At 74.1% G+C, this 17,353-nt stretch carries 16 protein-coding genes; 11 read left to right on the top strand and 5 right to left on the bottom strand.

Features of this window, described 5'->3' with window-relative positions; translation table 11 throughout:
- The first annotated feature begins 205 nt into the window (after nt 1–205).
- Nucleotides 206–661, top strand: coding sequence for a cyclic nucleotide-binding domain-containing protein (locus RM812_RS17010; protein ID WP_311573400.1), 456 nt, complete (start codon nt 206–208; stop codon nt 659–661).
- A gap of 35 nt (nt 662–696) precedes the next feature.
- On the opposite strand, the gene RM812_RS17005 is transcribed toward RM812_RS17010, so the two are convergent.
- Entirely contained in the window at nt 697–1,311 is a 615-nt protein-coding gene (locus tag RM812_RS17005; protein WP_311573399.1) for a LysE/ArgO family amino acid transporter, read from the bottom strand.
- Between the two features lie 87 nt (nt 1,312–1,398).
- Between RM812_RS17005 and RM812_RS17000 the strand changes: the two genes are divergently transcribed.
- Both RM812_RS17000 and RM812_RS16995 read left to right on the top strand, forming a co-directional pair.
- A complete protein-coding gene (locus tag RM812_RS17000) occupies nt 1,399–2,307 on the top strand; it encodes a LysR family transcriptional regulator ArgP (RefSeq protein WP_311573398.1) in 909 nt (302 codons plus the stop codon).
- Between the two features lie 114 nt (nt 2,308–2,421).
- The gene (locus RM812_RS16995) at nt 2,422–2,673 is read left to right on the top strand and encodes a WhiB family transcriptional regulator (protein WP_311573397.1); all 252 of its coding nucleotides are present in this window, start codon (nt 2,422–2,424) and stop codon (nt 2,671–2,673) included.
- 112 nt (nt 2,674–2,785) lie between these two features.
- Here the strand turns inward: RM812_RS16995 and RM812_RS16990 are convergent, their stop codons facing one another.
- Nucleotides 2,786–3,235 carry a DUF6098 family protein gene (locus RM812_RS16990; protein WP_311573396.1) on the bottom strand — a complete coding sequence of 150 codons (450 nt, stop codon included), beginning with the start codon at nt 3,233–3,235 and terminating at the stop codon, nt 2,786–2,788.
- A gap of 156 nt (nt 3,236–3,391) precedes the next feature.
- Between RM812_RS16990 and RM812_RS16985 the strand changes: the two genes are divergently transcribed.
- Complete coding sequence (locus RM812_RS16985) at nt 3,392–3,745, top strand: DUF488 domain-containing protein (protein ID WP_311573395.1); 354 nt, start codon at nt 3,392–3,394, stop codon at nt 3,743–3,745.
- 33 nt (nt 3,746–3,778) lie between these two features.
- On the opposite strand, the gene RM812_RS16980 is transcribed toward RM812_RS16985, so the two are convergent.
- Both RM812_RS16980 and RM812_RS16975 read right to left on the bottom strand, forming a co-directional pair.
- Nucleotides 3,779–5,452, bottom strand: coding sequence for an FAD-binding dehydrogenase (locus tag RM812_RS16980; RefSeq protein WP_311573394.1), 1,674 nt, complete (start codon nt 5,450–5,452; stop codon nt 3,779–3,781).
- A gap of 44 nt (nt 5,453–5,496) precedes the next feature.
- The gene (locus RM812_RS16975) at nt 5,497–6,129 is read right to left on the bottom strand and encodes a TetR/AcrR family transcriptional regulator (RefSeq protein ID WP_311573393.1); all 633 of its coding nucleotides are present in this window, start codon (nt 6,127–6,129) and stop codon (nt 5,497–5,499) included.
- A 159-nt stretch (nt 6,130–6,288) separates the two neighbouring features.
- Here RM812_RS16975 and RM812_RS16970 point away from each other — a divergent pair, with 159 nt between their 5' ends.
- The 3 genes from RM812_RS16970 to RM812_RS16960 all read left to right on the top strand — a co-directional run bounded on the left by RM812_RS16970 (nt 6,289) and on the right by RM812_RS16960 (nt 8,985).
- Nucleotides 6,289–6,918: an alpha-ketoglutarate-dependent dioxygenase AlkB gene (locus RM812_RS16970; protein WP_311573392.1), complete on the top strand. Its 630-nt coding sequence runs from the start codon at nt 6,289–6,291 to the stop codon at nt 6,916–6,918.
- 78 nt (nt 6,919–6,996) lie between these two features.
- Nucleotides 6,997–7,743 carry an MBL fold metallo-hydrolase gene (locus tag RM812_RS16965; RefSeq protein WP_311573391.1) on the top strand — a complete coding sequence of 249 codons (747 nt, stop codon included), beginning with the start codon at nt 6,997–6,999 and terminating at the stop codon, nt 7,741–7,743.
- A 9-nt stretch (nt 7,744–7,752) separates the two neighbouring features.
- The gene (locus tag RM812_RS16960; protein ID WP_311573390.1) at nt 7,753–8,985 is read left to right on the top strand and encodes a DUF4032 domain-containing protein; all 1,233 of its coding nucleotides are present in this window, start codon (nt 7,753–7,755) and stop codon (nt 8,983–8,985) included.
- A 20-nt stretch (nt 8,986–9,005) separates the two neighbouring features.
- On the opposite strand, the gene RM812_RS16955 is transcribed toward RM812_RS16960, so the two are convergent.
- Nucleotides 9,006–9,881 carry a universal stress protein gene (locus RM812_RS16955; protein WP_311573389.1) on the bottom strand — a complete coding sequence of 292 codons (876 nt, stop codon included), beginning with the start codon at nt 9,879–9,881 and terminating at the stop codon, nt 9,006–9,008.
- A 288-nt stretch (nt 9,882–10,169) separates the two neighbouring features.
- Here RM812_RS16955 and RM812_RS16950 point away from each other — a divergent pair, with 288 nt between their 5' ends.
- From RM812_RS16950 to RM812_RS16935, 4 genes are all read left to right on the top strand, one after another.
- On the top strand, nt 10,170–11,846 hold the full coding sequence (locus RM812_RS16950) for an FAD-dependent oxidoreductase (protein ID WP_311573388.1): 1,677 nt from the start codon (nt 10,170–10,172) through the stop codon (nt 11,844–11,846).
- 11 nt (nt 11,847–11,857) lie between these two features.
- Entirely contained in the window at nt 11,858–13,306 is a 1,449-nt protein-coding gene (locus RM812_RS16945) for an ATP-binding protein (RefSeq protein ID WP_394816465.1), read from the top strand.
- Entirely contained in the window at nt 13,303–13,656 is a 354-nt protein-coding gene (locus tag RM812_RS16940) for a UBP-type zinc finger domain-containing protein (RefSeq protein ID WP_311573386.1), read from the top strand. The genes RM812_RS16945 and RM812_RS16940 overlap by 4 nt, the downstream gene beginning before the upstream one ends.
- A gap of 422 nt (nt 13,657–14,078) precedes the next feature.
- Nucleotides 14,079–17,066 carry a helix-turn-helix transcriptional regulator gene (locus tag RM812_RS16935; protein WP_311573435.1) on the top strand — a complete coding sequence of 996 codons (2,988 nt, stop codon included), beginning with the start codon at nt 14,079–14,081 and terminating at the stop codon, nt 17,064–17,066.
- Nucleotides 17,067–17,353 lie beyond the last annotated feature (287 nt).

The following is a 17,353-nucleotide window of genomic DNA, read 5'->3' as shown; positions in this document are numbered from 1 at the left end:
CGTCCTCCGTACGTCACCGCTTACGGCCCTGGCTGGCTTCCCCCGTCCAGCCAGGGCTTTTTAACACCCGCACACCGCCGTCCCCGGATCCGGCACGGAATCCGTACAGGATCCGCGATATGTCGAGGTGCTCAGGGCGCTGACAGCGACTGAAATGGGCATAGGGAAAGCCCCGGACCGAATCGCCGGTGAGGAGCCCCGTGTCATGACCAAAGCGATCAAACTGCTGACGGCCCTCCCCCAGCCCCAGCGCGGACGCCTGACGGCACTCGCCCGGGAGGTCTCCTTCGCGGAGGACACCCGGATCTTCGAGGCGGGCGGCCGGGCCGACCGCTTCTGGGTCATCCGCTCCGGCGCGGTCTCCCTGACCCAGCAGGTGACGTCCCTCCAGCGGGTCACGGTCGCCAGTCTGGGCGCGGGCGACCTGCTCGGCTGGTCCTGGCTGTTCCCGCCCTACGAGTGGGACTTCGGCGCCGAGGCCTTCAGCCCGGTGCGCGCCTACGAGTTCGACGCGGCCTCGGTGCTCGCCCTGTGCGAGGAGGACCCGCAGCTGGGCATCGTGCTGGTGCGGTCGGTCGCCGAGATCCTCGCGCACCGGCTGGAGACCACCAGGGGCCGGCTCATGGAGCACTACGCGCTGCACGGGCGCGGCTCCGTGTGAGGGGTCCTCGCCGGCCGCGGGGCCCGCGCCGCCGCTCAGGCTCGGGCGACGAGGGAGACGCCGAGCACGATCATGGTGGCGGCGACCAGTCCGTCGAGGACCCGCCAGGCCACGGGCCGGGCCAGGAAGCGGCCGAGGTAGCGGGCGCCGAAGCCGAGCGCGGCGAACCAGCACAGGCTCGCGGCCGCGGCCCCCAGGCCGAACGTCCAGCGCAGCGAACCCCGGTCGGCGGCGACCGAGCCCAGCAGGAACACGGTGTCGAGATAGACGTGCGGGTTGAGCCAGGTCAGCGCCAGGCAGGTGAGGACCGCCCGACGGCGTGAGCCCGCGGCGTCGCCGTCCGCCCGCAGCGCGCCGGCCGGCCGGAACACGCGCCGCGCGGCCAGTGCGCCGTAGCAGAGCAGGAAGGCACCGCCGATCCAGCCGACCGCGGTCAGCGCGCCCGGCCAGGCCACCACCACCGCGCCGACCCCGCCGACGCCCAGGGCGATCAGCAGGGCGTCGGACAGCGCGCAGATGCCGACGACGGCGAGGACGGCGTCGCGGCGGATCCCCTGGCGCAGGACGAAGGCGTTCTGGGCACCGATGGCGACGATGAGCGAGAGGCCGGTGCCGAAGCCGGCGGCCGCGGCGGTGAGGGCGTTGGTCATGCCATCGACGCTAAGTGAACGATCACTCGGCGTACAGCTAAAGATTCTTATGTATCCTTAGCAATTGTGATGCCAGGAGTTACGGGAATGACCACGGCGGCCTTCGCGGATCTTCCGCTCGACCAGGTACGGACCCTGCTGGCCGTGGTGGACGAGGGCACGTTCGACGCGGCCGCCGCCGCGCTGCACGTGACGCCGTCCGCGGTGAGCCAGCGGGTGAAGGCGCTGGAGCAGCGCACCGGCCGGGTGCTGCTGCTGCGCACCAAGCCGGTGCGGCCGACGGAGTCCGGCGCGGTACTGGTGCGTCTCGCCCGCCAGGTGGCCCGGCTGGAGCGGGACGCGTACGCCGAGCTGGGCCTGAGCGGGGCGGCCGGGGAGCCGACCCGGGTCTCGGTCGCCGTCAACGCCGACTCGCTCGCCACCTGGTTCCTCGGCGCCCTCACGCGTGTCCCCCAGGAGCCGCAGCTCTGTTTCGAGCTGCGCCGCGAGGACGAGGACCACACGGCGGCCCTGCTGCGGGAGGGCGTGGTGATGGCGGCGGTGACCTCGTCGCCCGACCCCGTACCGGGCTGCACCGTCCGGGCCCTGGGACGCATGCGGTACCTCCCCTGCGCCGGCCCCGGTTTCGCCGCACGGCACCTGGACGGTCCGCTGCGTCAGGTGCTGGTCGGGGCGCCGGTGGTGGTCTTCGACCGGCGGGACGACTTCCAGGACGGCTTCGTGCGGCGGCTCGGTGAGGCCGGCGCCAGTGCCGCGCGGCACTACGTGCCGACCTCGGAGGGCTTCGTCGAGGCCGTCGCCGCCGGCCTGGGCTGGGGCATGGTGCCCGAACCGCAGGCGGACCCGCTGCTGCGCTCGGGCCGGCTCGTCGGCTTCGCCCCGGACCTGGCGGTGGACGTACCGCTGTACTGGCAGCAGTGGAAGCTGGACTCCCCGGCGCTGGCGACGGTGGCCGACGCGGTGGTGACGGCCGCGGCCGAGGCGCTGCGGAGGTAGCCGGACGCCGCGAACCGAGGCACAGCGCCGGTTTCACCCCGCTGTCGACCGGTCACCCGCAACGGAGCAAGCCATTCTCGAGGGCGCGAACGATACCGATCGCAGGTGACTTTGATGGACAACTGGCGAGAGCACGCCGCATGCCGCACGGAGGACCCCGACCTGTTCTTCCCGATCGGCACCACCGGGCCGGCCGCGTTGCAGACCGAGCGGGCGAAGGCGGTCTGCCGGCGCTGTCCGGTCCGGGAGGAGTGTCTGCGCTGGGCGCTCGACACGGGGCAGTCCATCGGTGTCTGGGGCGGGACCGGCGAGACGGAGCGCCGTGCCCTCAAGCGGCGCGAGGCGGTGCGCAGGAGGTCCGGCTGACCCCGGCACCACGCGGAGGTCCGGCGGCACCGGCGGCAGCGCTCGTACGGCCGTACCGGCGGCACAACCCGTCGGGCGGCACCGGCCACCGGGCGGCGCCGCGCCCCGGTCCTCAGGGGCCCGTGCGGCGCAGTGACCCCCAGGGCTGCTCCTGGCGTTCCACCTCGGCCCGGGCCTCGTCGATGACGCCCGGGTCGATCCAGCACAGCGGCCGGGCGTCGGCCACCAGCGGTTCGTTGTCCGGGCCGCGGCCGGCCTCCCGGCCGGTGAGCACCCAGGGCCGTACGCCGGGGCCCTTGTCGTGCGGAAGGTGCGCGTAGTCGTACAGCCGGCGGGCCGCCCACAGGCGTACGGGGCGGTCCGCCCACCACGCCTCCACGCCGAGCGGGTTGGCGGACAGGCCCGGCATGGGCACACCGGTGAGCTCGTCAGTGCTCGACACCTTGGGGAGGTCGGTCTCGGGGCCGCGCGACCAGCGCACGTACAGGCCCCGGTGCCGTTCGACGAGGCCGGCGAGTTCGTCGAGGCTCCGCACGACCGGCAGCCCGCCCGATGCGCCCATGCGCCGACCTCCCTCGTCACGTCGTCAGAGCGACGGAGTACCCGAATGGCGCAGGCGGAAATCGGCCGCCGTCCCGAACGGCTCACGTGCCGCCGCCACCCCACCGGTGCCGGACGTAGGCTCGCGACACCGCAGTCCCCGTGGAAAGGACCGGCCATGAGCGTCCGTGTGCGCCGCATCTACGATCCGCCCGAGCCGGACGACGGCGTTCGGGTGCTGGTGGACCGGCTGTGGCCGCGGGGTGTGGCGAAGGACGCCGCACACGTGGACGAGTGGCCCAAGGGCCTGACCCCGTCGGCCGAGCTGCGCCGCTGGTACCACGCGGGCGAGGGCTCGTTCGAGGAGTTCGCCGAGCGGTACGAGGCCGAGCTGGCCGCCCCGGAGGCGGCCGAGCTCGTGGACCACGTACGGAAGCTGGCGCGAGAGGGGGACGTGACGCTGGTGACCGCCTCCAAGTCGCCCGACAAGGGCCACGCCTCCGTGCTGCTCCGCCTCCTCGACAGGGCGTGAGGAGGCGGATCGGCCGACGGGATCAGGACGGGATCAGGCGGTCTCCCGGGCCGCCGCCCGGCCCGCCGCACGCCCGGAGAAGAGGCAGCCGCCGAGGAAGGTGCCCTCCAGCGCGTTGTAGCCGTGCACCCCGCCGCCGCCGAAACCGGCCACCTCCCCCGCCGCGTAGAGGCCGTCGACCGGCGTGCCGTCCGCGCCCAGGGCGCGTGAGTCGAGGTCGGTCTGGATGCCGCCGAGGGTCTTGCGGGTGAGGACGTGCAGCTTGACCCCGATCAGCGGGCCCGCCGCCGGGTCGAGGATGCGGTGCGGCGTGGCGACCCGGCCCAGGCGGTCGCCGATGTAGCGGCGGGCGTTGCGGATGCCCTGGACCTGGGCGTCCTTGGCGTAGGGGTTGGCCATCTGGAGGTCGCGGGCCTCTATCTGGCGTCGGATTCCGGCGGCGTCCAGGAGCGGCTTGTCGGTCAGCCGGTTCATCCTGTCGACCAGTTGCTCCAGGTCCGGCGCGGTCACGAAGTCGGCGCCCCTGCGCAGGAAGGCGTCCACCGGTCCCGGTGCGCCCTTGCCGAGGAGGCGTTCGCGCAGGAACCCGGCGCGGTCCTTGGCGGTGATGTCCGGGTTCTGCTCGGAACCCGACAGCGCGAACTCCTTCTCGATGATCTTCTGGGTGAGGATGAACCAGGAGTGGTCGTGTTCCGCCAGGTCCGGGGCCGTGCGCAGGTGCCGGAGGGTGCCCAGGGTGTCGTAGCCGGGCAGGCAGGGCCCGGGCAGGCGGCGGCCCAGGGCGTCGAACCACATCGCGGACGGTCCGGGCAGGATGCGGATGCCGTGGCCGGGCCAGATCGGGTCCCAGTTGCGCACGCCCTCCGTGTAGTGCCACATCCGGTCGCGGTTGACCAGGCGGGCGCCGGCCTCGGCGCTGATGCCGAGCATCCGGCCGTCGACGTAGGCGGGGACGCCGGTGACCATCTCGGCGGGCGGGGTGCCGAGCCGCTCGGGCCAGTGGCGGCGGACGGTGTCGTGGTCGGCGCCGATGCCGCCGGAGGTGACGATCACGGCCCGGGCGGTGAGCTCGAACTCGCCGATCGCGTCGCGGTTGGATGCGACGCCGCGGGGCGAGTTGTCCTCGGCGAGGACCGTGCCGCGCACGCCGCGTGCGGTGCCGCCCTCGACGACCAGGTGGTCGACGCGGTGGCGGCGGTGGAAGGTGAGCAGCCCGTCGCGCGCGGCCTGCTTGGCGTACCGCACGAACGGCTCGACGACGCCCGTGCCGGTGCCCCAGGCGATGTGGAAGCGGGGCACCGAGTTGCCGTGCCCGCCGGCCCTGAGGTCGCCCCGCTCTGCCCAGCCGACGGTGGGCAGGAAGGTGATGCCGTGTCCGGCCAGCCAGGACCGCTTCTCCCCCGCCGCCCACTCGACGTACGCCCTCGCCCAGCGCACCGCCCAGGAGTCCTCGTCCTCGGTCCGGTCGAAGGCCGCGCTGCCCTGCCAGTCGCTCCAGGCCAGGTCGAAGGAGTCCTTGACGCCCAGGCGGCGCTGCTCCGGGGAGTCGACGAGGAAGAGGCCGCCGAAGGACCAGAAGGCCTGCCCGCCCAGGTTGGCCGCGTTCTCCTGGTCGACGAGGGCGACCCTGCGGCCCCGGCTGGTCAGCTCGTGCGCCGCGACCAGGCCCGCCAGGCCCGCTCCGACCACGATGACGTCGGCATCCATGGCGACCGTCCCTTCCTGTTCCGTGTCATGGGGGTTCAAGGGGTTCAAGGGTTCAAAGGGGTGCTGCCGCCCTCGGTGAGCAGCGCGGTGAGCAGGCGGCCCAGCCAGGCGCGGGCGTGTTCCACGTCCCGGTCGAGCAGCAGTTGGGTGGTGACTCCGTCGTACGCGGCGACCACGGCGCGCGCGGCGCCGTCGGCGTCGCCCAGGACGGCGGGGAGGGTGGCGGGGCCGCTCGCCCGGGCGAGGCGGTCGGCGATGGCCCGCCGCAGGCGCGCCCGGTGCTCCAGCAGGGTCCGCGCCACGGCCGGGTCGCGGGCGGCGTGCACCAGGAAGTCCGTCTTCACCAGGAGCCAGTCCCGGTCCAGCAGCAGCACCTCGGTGACGCGGTCCACGGCGGCGGGCACGTCCAGGTCCGGCCCGTCGAGAGCGAGGGCGCCGGACACCTGCTCCGCGATCAGCTCCGCCCGTTCGCGGTAGAGGGCGAAGAACAACTCGTCGAGGCTGTCGAAGTTCGAGTAGAAGGCACCCCGGCTGTAACCGGCCGCCTCGCAGACCTCCTCGATCGACACCCGGCCGAACCCCTTGGCGGCGAACACCGCGAACGCCGCGTCCAGGAGGTTCGCGCGGGTCCGCGCGCGCCGCCTGGTCACGCGCCCGGTCGTCACCTTCACCGCCATGGCCGCACCCGCCCTCCGTCCGATACGTGAATGTATCGGATACACCGGCGTATCCGAAGGCCTCGCGCCACACTCGGAGCGCGCGGCACCTGGAGGGCATCACACCCTGGAGCGCATCACGCTTAGAACGTATTTTCGAATAAGGAGTACGCTGGTCCCATGACCACGCACCTCCAGGGCTCGCTCTTCGACCAGACCGACGAGGTCCGGCTGGGCACGCTCGACGGACTGCGCCGCACCCACCTCGGCTCCGGGGCCTGGATCGACCTGCTCCCCGGCTGGCTGAGCGGGGCCGACGCGCTGTTCGAGCGGCTGGCCGCCGAGGTCCCCTGGCGCGCCGAGCGACGGGCCATGTACGACCAGGTGGTCGACGTCCCCCGGCTGCTCGCGTTCTACGGCGCGGGCGACCCGCTGCCGCACCCCTTGCTGGACGAGGCGCGCGACGCTCTGTCCGCGCACTACGCCGAGGAACTGGGCGAGCCGTTCACCACGGCCGGGCTGTGCCACTACCGCGACGGCCGGGACAGCGTCGCCTGGCACGGCGACCGGATCGGACGGGGCGCACGCCAGGACACGATGGTCGCCATCCTCTCCGTCGGCGCGCCCCGCGACCTGCTGCTGCGCCCTGCTGGTGGTGGCGGGGACACGGTGCGCCGCCCACTGGGTCACGGCGACCTGATCGTGATGGGCGGTTCCTGCCAGCGCACCTGGGAGCACTGCGTCCCCAAGAGCACCCGCGCCGCGGGACCCCGCATCAGCATCCAGTTCCGTCCGCACGGCGTGCGCTGACGGTCGGACACCCTTCCGCACACCGAGTCTGGTTGGCTGTCCCCCACCGGGCAGTCACCTGACATGCGGAGAGGCCCCATGAGCACGGACGTGCGGCAAGTCGCCGACGGCACCCATCTGGTCCACGGAAGCAACACCAACTGGGTCATCCTCACCGACGGCGACGCGGTGACCCTGGTGGACACCGGCTACCCCGGTGACCGACGGCAGCTGCTGGACTCCCTGGCCGCCGTCGGGAGTTCGCCCGAGGCGGTGGCGGCCGTACTGATCACCCACGCCCACAACGACCACCTGGGATCGGCCGAGTACCTGCGCGCCGCCCACGGCACCCCCGTCCTCCTCCACGAGGCCGAAGTGCCCCACGCCCGACGGGACTTCCTCCAGCAGGTGTCGGTCGGCACGGTACTGCGCAACGCCTGGCGGCCGGGCGTGCTGCCGTGGGGGGTGCACGTGCTCCGCTCCGGCGGCACCGAGCAGCATCCCGTGACCGCGCCGGCGCCCTTCCCCGGGGACGGCGCCCTCGACCTGCCCGGCCGGCCCGTGCCGGTGCACACCCCGGGGCACACCGACGGACACTGCGTCTACCACCTGCCGCACGCCGGGGTGGTGATCTCCGGCGACGCGTTGGTGAGCGGGCACGCCATCTCGCGGATCCAGGGCCCGCAACTGCTGCCCGACATGTTCCACCACGACCGGGCGCGCACGGTGGCCTCCCTCGACATCCTCGCCGGGCTGGACGGCGACGTCCTGCTCCCGGGGCACGGTCCCGTCCACCGCGGCCCGGTGAAGGAAGCCGCGCGACTGGCCCGGGAACGGGCGTTCTAGAGTCGGGGCATGGCCTTGCAGATCAGTGCCACCAATCCGGAGCACCCCGCCCTCCTGCTCGAACTGCCCTGGCAGCTGCCGCTGGAGCAGTGGCCCGAGAAGTACCTCGTGCCGCTGCCCCGCGGCATCTCCCGGCACGTCGTCCGCTACGCCCGGGCCGGGGACGAGGTGGTCGCCGTCAAGGAGCTGGCCGAACGGCCCGCGCTGCGCGAGTACCAGCTGCTGCGCGACCTGGACCGGCTCGCCATCCCCGCGGTGGACGCGCTGGGCGTGGTCACCGGCCGCACCGACACCTCCGGCGAGGCGCTGGAACCGGTGCTGATCACCCGGCACCTCGGTGGCTCGATGCCGTACCGGTCGATGTTCGAGACGACGCTGCGCCCGGCGACCATGCACCGCCTGATGGACGCCCTGGCGGTCCTGCTGGTCCGGCTCCACCTGGCCGGGTTCGCCTGGGGCGACTGCTCACTGTCCAACACGCTCTTCCGGCGCGACGCGGGCGCCTACGCCGCGTACCTGGTGGACGCCGAGACCGGGGAGCTGCACCCGCGGCTCAGCTCCGGGCAGCGCGACTACGACCTCGACCTCGCCCGCGTGAACATCAGCGGCGAGCTGCTCGACCTGGAGGCCTCCGGAGCGCTGCACCCCTCCGTCGACCCCATCGACTTCGGGACCGAGATCTGCGCCCGCTACGGGAGACTGTGGGAGGAGCTGACCCGTACCTCCGTCTATCCGGCGGGCAAGTACCACTACATCGAGCGCCGGATCCGGCGGCTCAACGACCTCGGCTTCGACGTGGCCGAGATGCAGATCGAGCACGCCTCCAACGGAGACACGGTCACCTTCGTGCCCAAGGTCGTCGACGCGGGCCACCACCAGCGCCAACTGCTGCGCCTGACGGGCCTGGACGCCGAGGAGAACCAGGCCAGGCGGCTGCTGAACGACCTGGAGAGCTGGATGGCCACCCAGGACGACTACGCCCCGGGCGACCCCCTCGGCGCCCGCCCGGAGGTCCTCGCCCACCGCTGGGTGCGCGAGGTCTTCCGGCCCACCGTGCGCGCGGTGCCGCTCGAGCTGCGCGGCGCGATGGACCCGGCCGAGATCTACCACGAGCTGCTGGAGCACCGCTGGTACCTGTCCGAGCGGGCGCAGCACGACATCGGCCTGGACACGGCCGTCGCGGACTACATCGCCACCATCCTGCCGAAGGCGCGGGAGACCCTGCAGCCCACCGCGGACTGAGTCACGTCACACGCGCGGGGTCAGGTGTGCGGGACCACCGCGACCGGGCAGCCCGCGTGGTGCAGCACGCCGTGCGCCACCGAGCCGATCCGGGCGCCGACGGCCGTACGGCGGGCACGGCGGCCGACGACCATCAGCTGGGCGCCGCCGGCCACCGACAGCAGCACCTGCCCCGCGCTGCCCATCTCCACGTGCTCGATCACCGGAACGTCGGGGAACCGCTCGCGCCACGGCGCGAGCGCCTCGCCGAGTGCCTTCCTCTCGAACGGTTCCAGGCCCCCGGCCTCGTCGGCGAGCCGCATCGAGCCCGGGCTGTAGGCGAACACCGGCGGCAGGGTCCAGGCGCGCACGGCCCGCACGGTGGCGCCCCGCGCGGCGGCCGCCTCGAAGGCGAAGCCGATCACGTCGGCGCTGTCCTCCGGGTCTCCCTGCTGGCCCACGACGACCTCGCGGCCGGCGGCCTCGGTGGCGGCCTCCGCCCCGGCCCGCACGAGGACGACGGGCCGGGTCGCCTCGGCGATCACCTGCCGGCCGACGGAGCCGAGCAGGAAGCCGACGACCGCGCCGTGACCGCGCGAGCCGAGCACCAGCGTCGCGGCGCCGGCCGCGGCGGCGAGCAGCGCGGCGACGGCGTCGTCGGCCTCGCGGACCTCCGTGGACACCGTGAGGTCGGGGTGCCGCTCGGTGACGGTCCGGACCGACTCGGCCACCATGTCCCGCGCCCACTGCTCCTGGGTGTCCCGGCCCCCCGCGTCGAGCGCGCCGTGCGGCTGGAACCGCCAGACGTGCACGACGTGCAGCGGTGTCCCGCGGCGGACCGCCTCCCTGGCGGCCCAGGCCAGTGCCGCCAGGCTCTCCTGCGAACCGTCCACCCCTGCCGTGATCGGGCGCGTCATGCGGGTCCCTCCCTGTGTCGCGGTCACATCCATGGGCCCAGTCTCCCCCACTGCCTCGTCCTCATGACCTTGGAGTGGGAGCGGCCGGCGGTCGCGCGGCCCACCCCGTGGCACCCGCACCGGTGGTCCGAGGCGCCCGACCGGTCGTGGTGAACGACGGTCCCGGCGCCTGCGCGTTCCGCCCGGCCGCCTGAGCGAAGCCCCGCGATCGAACATACGATGGGCCGCAGGCCGGTGCGGTGACGGGGACGCCGGACCGTGAACCCGGCCGCTCGACGTGGGGGACGTATGACACAGGCCGCCGAGACCGCGCGGACCGTCATCATGACCGTGGACGACGATCCGGGGGTCTCCCGCGCCGTGGCCCGGGATCTGCGGCGGCGCTACGGCGCCACGTACCGGATCGTGCGCGCGGAGTCCGGCGAGTCGGCCCTGGAGGCGCTGCGCGAACTGAAGCTGCGGGGCGACCTGGTGGCCGTGGTCCTCGCCGACTACCGGATGCCGCAGATGAACGGCATCGAGTTCCTGGAGCGGGCCCTGGACGTGTATCCGGGCGCGCGACGGGTGCTGCTGACCGCGTACGCGGACACCAACGCGGCGATCGACGCGATCAACGTCGTCGACCTGGACCACTACCTGCTCAAACCGTGGGACCCGCCGGAGGAGAAGCTCTACCCGGTGCTGGACGACCTGCTCCAGGCCTGGCGCACCGGCGACCACCGGCCGGTGCCCAGCACCAAGGTCGTCGGACACCGCTGGTCGGCGCGGTCCTCGGAGGTCCGGGAGTTCCTGGCCCGCAACCAGGTGCCGTACCGCTGGTACTCCTCCGACGAGCCGGAGGGGCGGCGGCTGCTGTCGGCCGCGGGGCAGGACGGCCGGCGGCTGCCGGTGGTGATCACGCCGGACGGGACGCCTCTGGTGGAGCCGGAGGCGCCCGACCTCGCCGCGCGCGTGGGCCTGGCCACGACGCCGACGGCCGACTTCTACGACCTGGTGGTGATCGGCGGCGGTCCGGCCGGGCTCGGCGCGGCCGTGTACGGGGCCTCGGAGGGGCTGCGGACGGTGCTGGTGGAGCGCTCGGCGACCGGCGGACAGGCCGGCCAGAGCTCCCGCATCGAGAACTACCTCGGCTTCCCCGACGGCGTGTCCGGCGGGCAGCTCACCGAGCGGGCCCGCCGGCAGGCGACGAAGTTCGGCGCCGAGATCCTCACCGCCCGGGAGGTGACCGCTCTGGACGCCCACGGGGCGGCCCGGATCGTACGGTTCTCGGACGGCTCGGCGATCGCCGCGCACAGCGTGATCCTGGCGACCGGCGTCTCCTACCGTCAGCTCACCGCCCCCGGCACCGACGACCTGACCGGCTGCGGCGTCTTCTACGGCTCGGCGCTGACCGAGGCGGCCTCCTGCCAGGGCCACGACGTGTACATCGTCGGCGGCGCCAACTCGGCCGGGCAGGCGGCGATGTACCTGTCCCGGGGCGCCAAGTCGGTGACGCTGCTGGTGCGCGGCGACTCGCTGACGGCGTCGATGTCGCACTACCTGATCCAGCAGATCGAGGAGACGCCCAACATCCACGTGCGCTGCGGCACGGTCGTCGACAGCGCGCACGGCGACGGGCACCTGGAGCGGCTGACGCTGCGCGACGCGCGGAGCGGGGCCACCGAACTCGTCGACGCGCAGTGGCTGTTCGTGTTCATCGGCGCGGCCCCGCGCACCGACTGGCTGGACGGCACGGTGCTGCGGGACGAGCACGGGTACATCCTCGCCGGGCCCGACCTCACCCCCGACGGGCGGCCTCCGGCCGGCTGGGAGCTGGACCGGCCGCCGTACCACCTGGAGACCAGCGTCCCGGGCGTGTTCGTGGCGGGCGACGCCCGCGCGGAGTCCGCGAAGCGGGTCGCGTCCGCCGTCGGAGAGGGAGCCATGGCCGTGATGCTCGTCCACCGGTACCTGGAGCAGTCGTGAGCGGGCGGCCGATGCCGTGCAGCCCCGGGGAGATCGGGGAGCTGTTCCTGTTCGAGAAGCTGACGCCCGAGCAGCTGGGACGGCTGTGCGCCGAGGGCCGGGTGGAGCTGTTCGAGCCCGGTCCGGTGTACGCCGAGGGCGAGCCCGCGACCTGCTTCTACGTGATGCTCGACGGCACGGTCGTGCTCTCCCGCCGGGTCGGCGGGGACGACGTGGAGACCAACCGCACCTCGCAGCGCGGGGTGTACGCGGGCGCGATGCAGGCGTACGTCGGTGACCGGGTGCCGCAGGTCTACAACAACTCCCTGCGGGTCACCGAGCCGACGCGGTTCTTCGTCCTGCCGGCGGACACCTTCGCGGCCGTCATGCAGGAGTGGTTCCCGATGGCGGTGCACCTGCTGGAGGGGCTGTTCTTCGGCTCCAAGAACACTCAGCGGACCATCGGGCAGCGGGAACGGCTGCTGGCCCTGGGCTCGCTGTCGGCCGGTCTCACGCACGAGCTGAACAACCCGGCGGCAGCCGCCGTTCGGGCCACCTCGACGCTGCGGGAGCGGGTGGCGAAGATGCGGCACAAGCTGGCCGTGATCGCCGAGGGACCGTTCTCCCGCGACGCGCTCGCGGGGCTCATCGAGATACAGGAGCGCACGGCGGAGCGGGTCGCCAAGGCGCCCTCGCTCAGCCCGCTGGAGGCCAGCGACCGGGAGGACGCCCTCACCGACTGGCTGGACGACCACGGCATCGAGCACGGCTGGCAGCTCGCGCCGACCTTCGTGCAGGCCGGTCTGGACACCGAGTGGCTGGAGCAGGTCGCGGCGGCCGTGGACGAGGAGATCCTGCCGGGGGCGGTCGGCTGGCTCAACTACACCGTCGAGACCGAGCTGCTGATGAACGAGATCGCGGACTCCACGGCCCGTATCTCGCACCTGGTGGACGCGGCCAAGCAGTACGCGCAGCTCGACCGGGCGCCCTATCGGACCGTCGACGTGCACGAACTCCTCGACAGCACCCTGCTGATGCTGTCCGCGAAGATCGGCTCCCGGATCGAGGTCGTCAAGGAGTACGACCGCACGGTGCCGGACATCCCGGCGTATCCGGCCGAGCTGAACCAGGTGTGGACCAACCTGATCGACAACGCGGTCTCCGCGATGAACTCCGCGGGCGGCAACGGCGACGGCACGCTGACCGTGCGGACGGCGCTCCACCACGACCGGCTGCTGGTGGAGTTCCGCGACACCGGCACCGGGATCGCACCGGAGATCCGGGAGCGCATCTTCGACCCGTTCTTCACCACCAAGCCGGTGGGCGAGGGCACCGGGCTCGGCCTGGACATCTCCTGGCGGATCGTGGTCAACAAGCACCACGGCACGCTCCAGGTGGAGTCCGTGCCGGGCGACACCCGTTTCCAGGTGCTCCTCCCGCTCACCGCCGCCCCGTCCGAACCGACCGAGGAGCCGGCATGACCAGTGACACCGGAATCGATCCCACCGTTCCCCCGAGCGGCACCGGCTGCGCCGAATGCGAACCGGCCGGCGGCTGGTGGTTCCATCTGCGGCGCTGCGCGAGCTGCGGGCACGTCGGCTGCTGCGACAGCTCGCCCGGGCAGCACGCGACCGGTCACTACCGGTCCACCGGGCATCCGGTGGTGCAGAGCTTCGAACCGGGTGAGGACTGGTACTGGGACTACGCCACCAACGAGGTGCGCGAGTCGGGGCCGGAACTCGCCCCGCCGGACAGCCACCCCACCGACCAGCCGACCCCCGGACCGGCGGGGCGGGTCCCGGCCGACTGGGCCAGTACGCTGCGGCGCTGAGCGCGCACGTGCCGGTGCGGCGGTCCCGCGCCGGCGCGCAGGGGGCGGTGCGGCGGTCCTCCGCCGCGCGGAAGGGCCGGTGCGACAACCTGCGCCCGCGCGCAGCGGCCAGTGCGGCAGTCCCGCACCCACGCACAGGGGCCGGCGCGGCGGTCCCGCGCCGCACGGAAGGGCCGGTGCGGCGACCTGCGCAGTGCGGCAGTCCCACACCCGCGCACAGGGGCCGATGCGGCGGTCCCGCGCCGCACGGAGTGGCCGGTGCGACAACCTGCGCCCGCGCGCAGGGGCCGACGTTCGGCGGTGGGCCGGCCTCGGCGGGACGCCGGTCGGCTGTCCGGCGGTCCTGCACCCGCGCGCGGCAGCCGGGGGGGGGCGGTCGTGCACCCGCGTGCAGGGGCCGGTTGTCGGACCCGCGTGCCAGGATGGGCGTCGTGCCGCAGACCTCACTCACCAGCCCACTCGTCGGCCGCGAGGCCGAACTCGCGCGTCTCACCGGCGTACTGGAACGCGCCCGCGCCGGCGAGGCCCGCGCCGTCCTCATAGCCGGGGATGCCGGGGTCGGCAAGACCCGGACGCTGGACGAGGTCGCCGGGCGGGCCGTCGCGGCGGGGACGACCGTCCTCACCGGTCACTGCGTCGACCTGGGCGACGTCGGCCTGCCGTATCTGCCGTTCACCGAGATCCTCGGTGTGCTGGCCGCCGACGAGCGGTTCGCCCCCGTCCTGGCGGCGCATCCGGTGGCCGACCGGCTGCTCGGCGGCGGTCCGGACGACGGGAGCGCGCCCGCGCGTGCGGACGGTGGGAGAGGGCGACTGCGGCTCTTCGAGGGCGTTGCCGCCCTGCTGACCGAGCTCGCGGCACTCGCTCCCCTGCTGCTGGTCCTGGAGGACCTGCACTGGGCCGACCAGTCCTCCCGGGACCTGCTGCGGTTCCTGCTCAGCCGGGGAGTCCTGCAACGGCCGGCGGGCGGGGCGCCCGGTCACCGGCTCGCCGTGCTCGCCTCGTACCGGGCCGACGACCTGCACCGCCGCCACCCCCTGCGCCCGCTGCTGGCCGAGCTGGTGCGCCTGCCGGCCGTGGAGCGGCTGGAGCTGCGGCCCCTGCCCGACGCCGACGTGGCCCGGCTGGTGCGCTCCCTGCGGGACCGCCCGCTGCCGGACGCCACCGTGCACCGGATCGTCGAGCGCGCCGAGGGCAACGCCTTCTACGCCGAAGAGCTGGTCGCGGCCACGGACGCGCCCGTCGAAGGCGTGCCCAGTGGTCTGGCCGACGTCCTGCTCATCCGGTTCGAGCAGCTGTCCGACACCGCCCAGCAGGTGCTGCGCACGGCCGCCGTGGCCGGGCGCCGCGTGGGGCACGATCTGCTGCGGGACGCCGTCGGGCTGCCCGACGAGGAGCTGGAGCCGGCGCTGCGCGAGGCCCTCGGGCGGCAGTTGCTCGTGGCCGGCGACGACGGCGCCTACTCCTTCCGGCACGCCCTCGCGCGGGAGGCCGTCTACGCCGATCTGCTTCCCGGTGAACGGTCCCGGCTGCACGGCGCGTTCGCCCGACTGCTCGCCGGACCCGGCCGCCGGTCCGACAGCGCGGCCGAGCGCGCCCACCACTACCGCGAGAGCCACGACCTGCCGGAGGCGCTCGCCGCCTCGTTGGAGGCCGCCGACCACGCGCAGCGCGTCGGGGCGCCCGCCGAGGAACTGCGGCACGTCGAGGCGGCCCTCGACCTGTGGGGTGCGGTCGACGCCTGCGCACGGCCCGTCGGCCCCGACGTCGTGACGCTCACCCTGCGTGCCTCGGCGGCCGCCGCGCACGCCGGGGAGCTGCACCGCGCGGTCTCCCTCACCCGGTCCGCGCTGGCCGGGCTCGGTCAGGACGCGGATCTGGAACTCGCCGCCCGCGTCCGCTACACGCTCGCCGGGAACCTGCTGGACGTCGACAACCTGTCGGCCGCCTTCGCCCACAGCAGCGAGGCGCTCGACCTGATCCCGGCCGAACCTCCGTCGTCGACGTGGGTGTGGGCCGCGGCCACGCATGTGATGACGGCCCGTCAGGTCGGGGAGAGCGAGACCGCGCTTCGGGTGGCACGCCGGGCGCTGCGCGTCGCGGAGGAACTGGGGGTGCCGGACGCCCGGGCGGACCTGCTGATATCCCTGGCCGGTCTCGGGGGCGGCAGCGGCAGCCGGAGCACCTCCGTGGGCCGGGAGCGGTTGCGGGAGGCGCGGGAGCTGGCGCGGCGGGCGGGCAACGCGCCGGTGGAGATGCGCGCCCTGTTCAATCTCGCCATCGGCTGCTTCGAGTCCGGTGACCTGGAGGAGTGTCTGCACTGGGCGGCCGAGGGACTGGACCGGGCCCGCCGCTCCGGGCTGCTGTCCTCGCCGTATCCGCGGGAGATGCGGTATCTGCGGCTGCTGGTGCAGTACACGCTGGGCCACTGGGACGAGTGCGTGCGCGAGGCCGCGGACGACACCGGTGTGCTGCCCGCCGCGGGCTCTCACGAGCTCGGTCCGGGGTTGTACGTGGCGCTGGCCCGGGGGGACCTCGGGGCCGCCGAGCGTGCCCGCGCGCTGCTGCAGGAGCCGTTCGACTGGATGGGCACGCTGGTCGCGGGCATCGTGCTGACGGACGCCGCGGTGCTGCGCGGGGACGCGGAGGACGCCGTGCGGTGGGCGCGGTCCACCGTCGAGACGCTCACCGACGACGCGGGCACGCCGCCCGCCGTCACCGTCCGGCTCACGACCCTCGCGCTGTCGTCGGTCGCCGACGCCGTCGTCGAGCGGCGGGGGGCCGGCGACGAGGCGGAGGTCCGCCGCTGGACGGACACCGCGGCCCGACTGCTGGAACAGGCCCGGTCGTCCGCCGGACACAGTTTCGACGGCATACCCCAGGGCCCGGAGGGGCAGGCGTGGCTGTCGCGCGCCGAGGCGGAGTGGGCGCGGATCGTCTCCGGGCCGGACCCGGCGGCCTGGGAGAAGGCGGTGGCCGCCTTCTCGTACGGCGACGCCTACGAGCGCGCGCGGTGCCGGCTGCGGCTGGCCGAGGCCCTGCTGGCGGCCGACCGCCGCGAGGAGGCGGCCGCCGAGGCCGACACCGTACGGCGGGAGGCCGACCGCCTCGGCGCGACGCTGCTGCGCGAGCGCATCAAAGACCTGGTCCGCCGCGGGCGGCTGACGGACGCCGTGCCCGGGAGCGACCGTACGGCGGTACTGACGGCCCGCGAGCAGGACGTGCTGCGGCTCCTCGCCCTCGGCCGCAGCAACCGCCGGATCGGCGAGGAGCTGTACATCAGCGCCAAGACGGCGAGCGTGCACGTCTCCAACATCCTCGGCAAGCTGGGCGCGGCGAGCCGCACGGAGGCGGTGGCGGTCGCCTACCGGCAGGGCCTGGTCACCTCGGAACCGTCGCCTTCCGAGTGACCGGGGCCCCGGAGACGACCCCACGAAGCAACGGCCACGCCCCGGGCTGCCCCCTGCGACCCCGGCCGGCCCGGCCCCGCCCCCGCCCGGGCCTGCCCCCGTCGGTCCGACCCGGCCCCCGGCCCCCCGGCCCACCCCGGCACGGGCCCGGCCCTCGACTGCCGTGTGGTCGTGGGGCAGCCGGGGCTGTATACCGATCCCGGCCTTCGGGCCGAGCCCCACCCCGGACCGGGTCTCGGCTCCTCGGGCGCGTCGGGAACCCCGGCTGCCCGGCGGACGTTGACCCG

The sequence above is a fragment of the Streptomyces lancefieldiae genome, assembly GCF_031845825.1.
Taxonomy (GTDB): Bacteria; Actinomycetota; Actinomycetes; order Streptomycetales; family Streptomycetaceae; genus Streptomyces; species Streptomyces lancefieldiae.
Note: the sequence above shows the minus strand (reverse complement) of the source record. Positions and strands in the feature narration are given on the sequence as shown.

Coding starts and splice junctions, on each gene's coding strand:
- RM812_RS17010 (WP_311573400.1), top strand. CDS start 206: ATGACCAAAGCGATCAAACTGCTGACGGCCCTCCCCCAGCCCCAGCGC.
- RM812_RS16970 (WP_311573392.1), top strand. CDS start 6,289: ATGACCACGCACCTCCAGGGCTCGCTCTTCGACCAGACCGACGAGGTC.
- RM812_RS16960 (WP_311573390.1), top strand. CDS start 7,753: ATGGCCTTGCAGATCAGTGCCACCAATCCGGAGCACCCCGCCCTCCTG.
- RM812_RS16935 (WP_311573435.1), top strand. CDS start 14,079: ATGGGCGTCGTGCCGCAGACCTCACTCACCAGCCCACTCGTCGGCCGC.
- RM812_RS16965 (WP_311573391.1), top strand. CDS start 6,997: ATGAGCACGGACGTGCGGCAAGTCGCCGACGGCACCCATCTGGTCCAC.
- RM812_RS16950 (WP_311573388.1), top strand. CDS start 10,170: ATGACACAGGCCGCCGAGACCGCGCGGACCGTCATCATGACCGTGGAC.
- RM812_RS17000 (WP_311573398.1), top strand. CDS start 1,399: ATGACCACGGCGGCCTTCGCGGATCTTCCGCTCGACCAGGTACGGACC.
- RM812_RS16955 (WP_311573389.1), bottom strand. CDS start 9,881: ATGACGCGCCCGATCACGGCAGGGGTGGACGGTTCGCAGGAGAGCCTG.
- RM812_RS16945 (WP_394816465.1), top strand. CDS start 11,858: ATGCCGTGCAGCCCCGGGGAGATCGGGGAGCTGTTCCTGTTCGAGAAG.
- RM812_RS16995 (WP_311573397.1), top strand. CDS start 2,422: ATGGACAACTGGCGAGAGCACGCCGCATGCCGCACGGAGGACCCCGAC.
- RM812_RS16985 (WP_311573395.1), top strand. CDS start 3,392: ATGAGCGTCCGTGTGCGCCGCATCTACGATCCGCCCGAGCCGGACGAC.
- RM812_RS16990 (WP_311573396.1), bottom strand. CDS start 3,235: ATGGGCGCATCGGGCGGGCTGCCGGTCGTGCGGAGCCTCGACGAACTC.
- RM812_RS17005 (WP_311573399.1), bottom strand. CDS start 1,311: ATGACCAACGCCCTCACCGCCGCGGCCGCCGGCTTCGGCACCGGCCTC.
- RM812_RS16980 (WP_311573394.1), bottom strand. CDS start 5,452: ATGGATGCCGACGTCATCGTGGTCGGAGCGGGCCTGGCGGGCCTGGTC.
- RM812_RS16975 (WP_311573393.1), bottom strand. CDS start 6,129: ATGGCGGTGAAGGTGACGACCGGGCGCGTGACCAGGCGGCGCGCGCGG.
- RM812_RS16940 (WP_311573386.1), top strand. CDS start 13,303: ATGACCAGTGACACCGGAATCGATCCCACCGTTCCCCCGAGCGGCACC.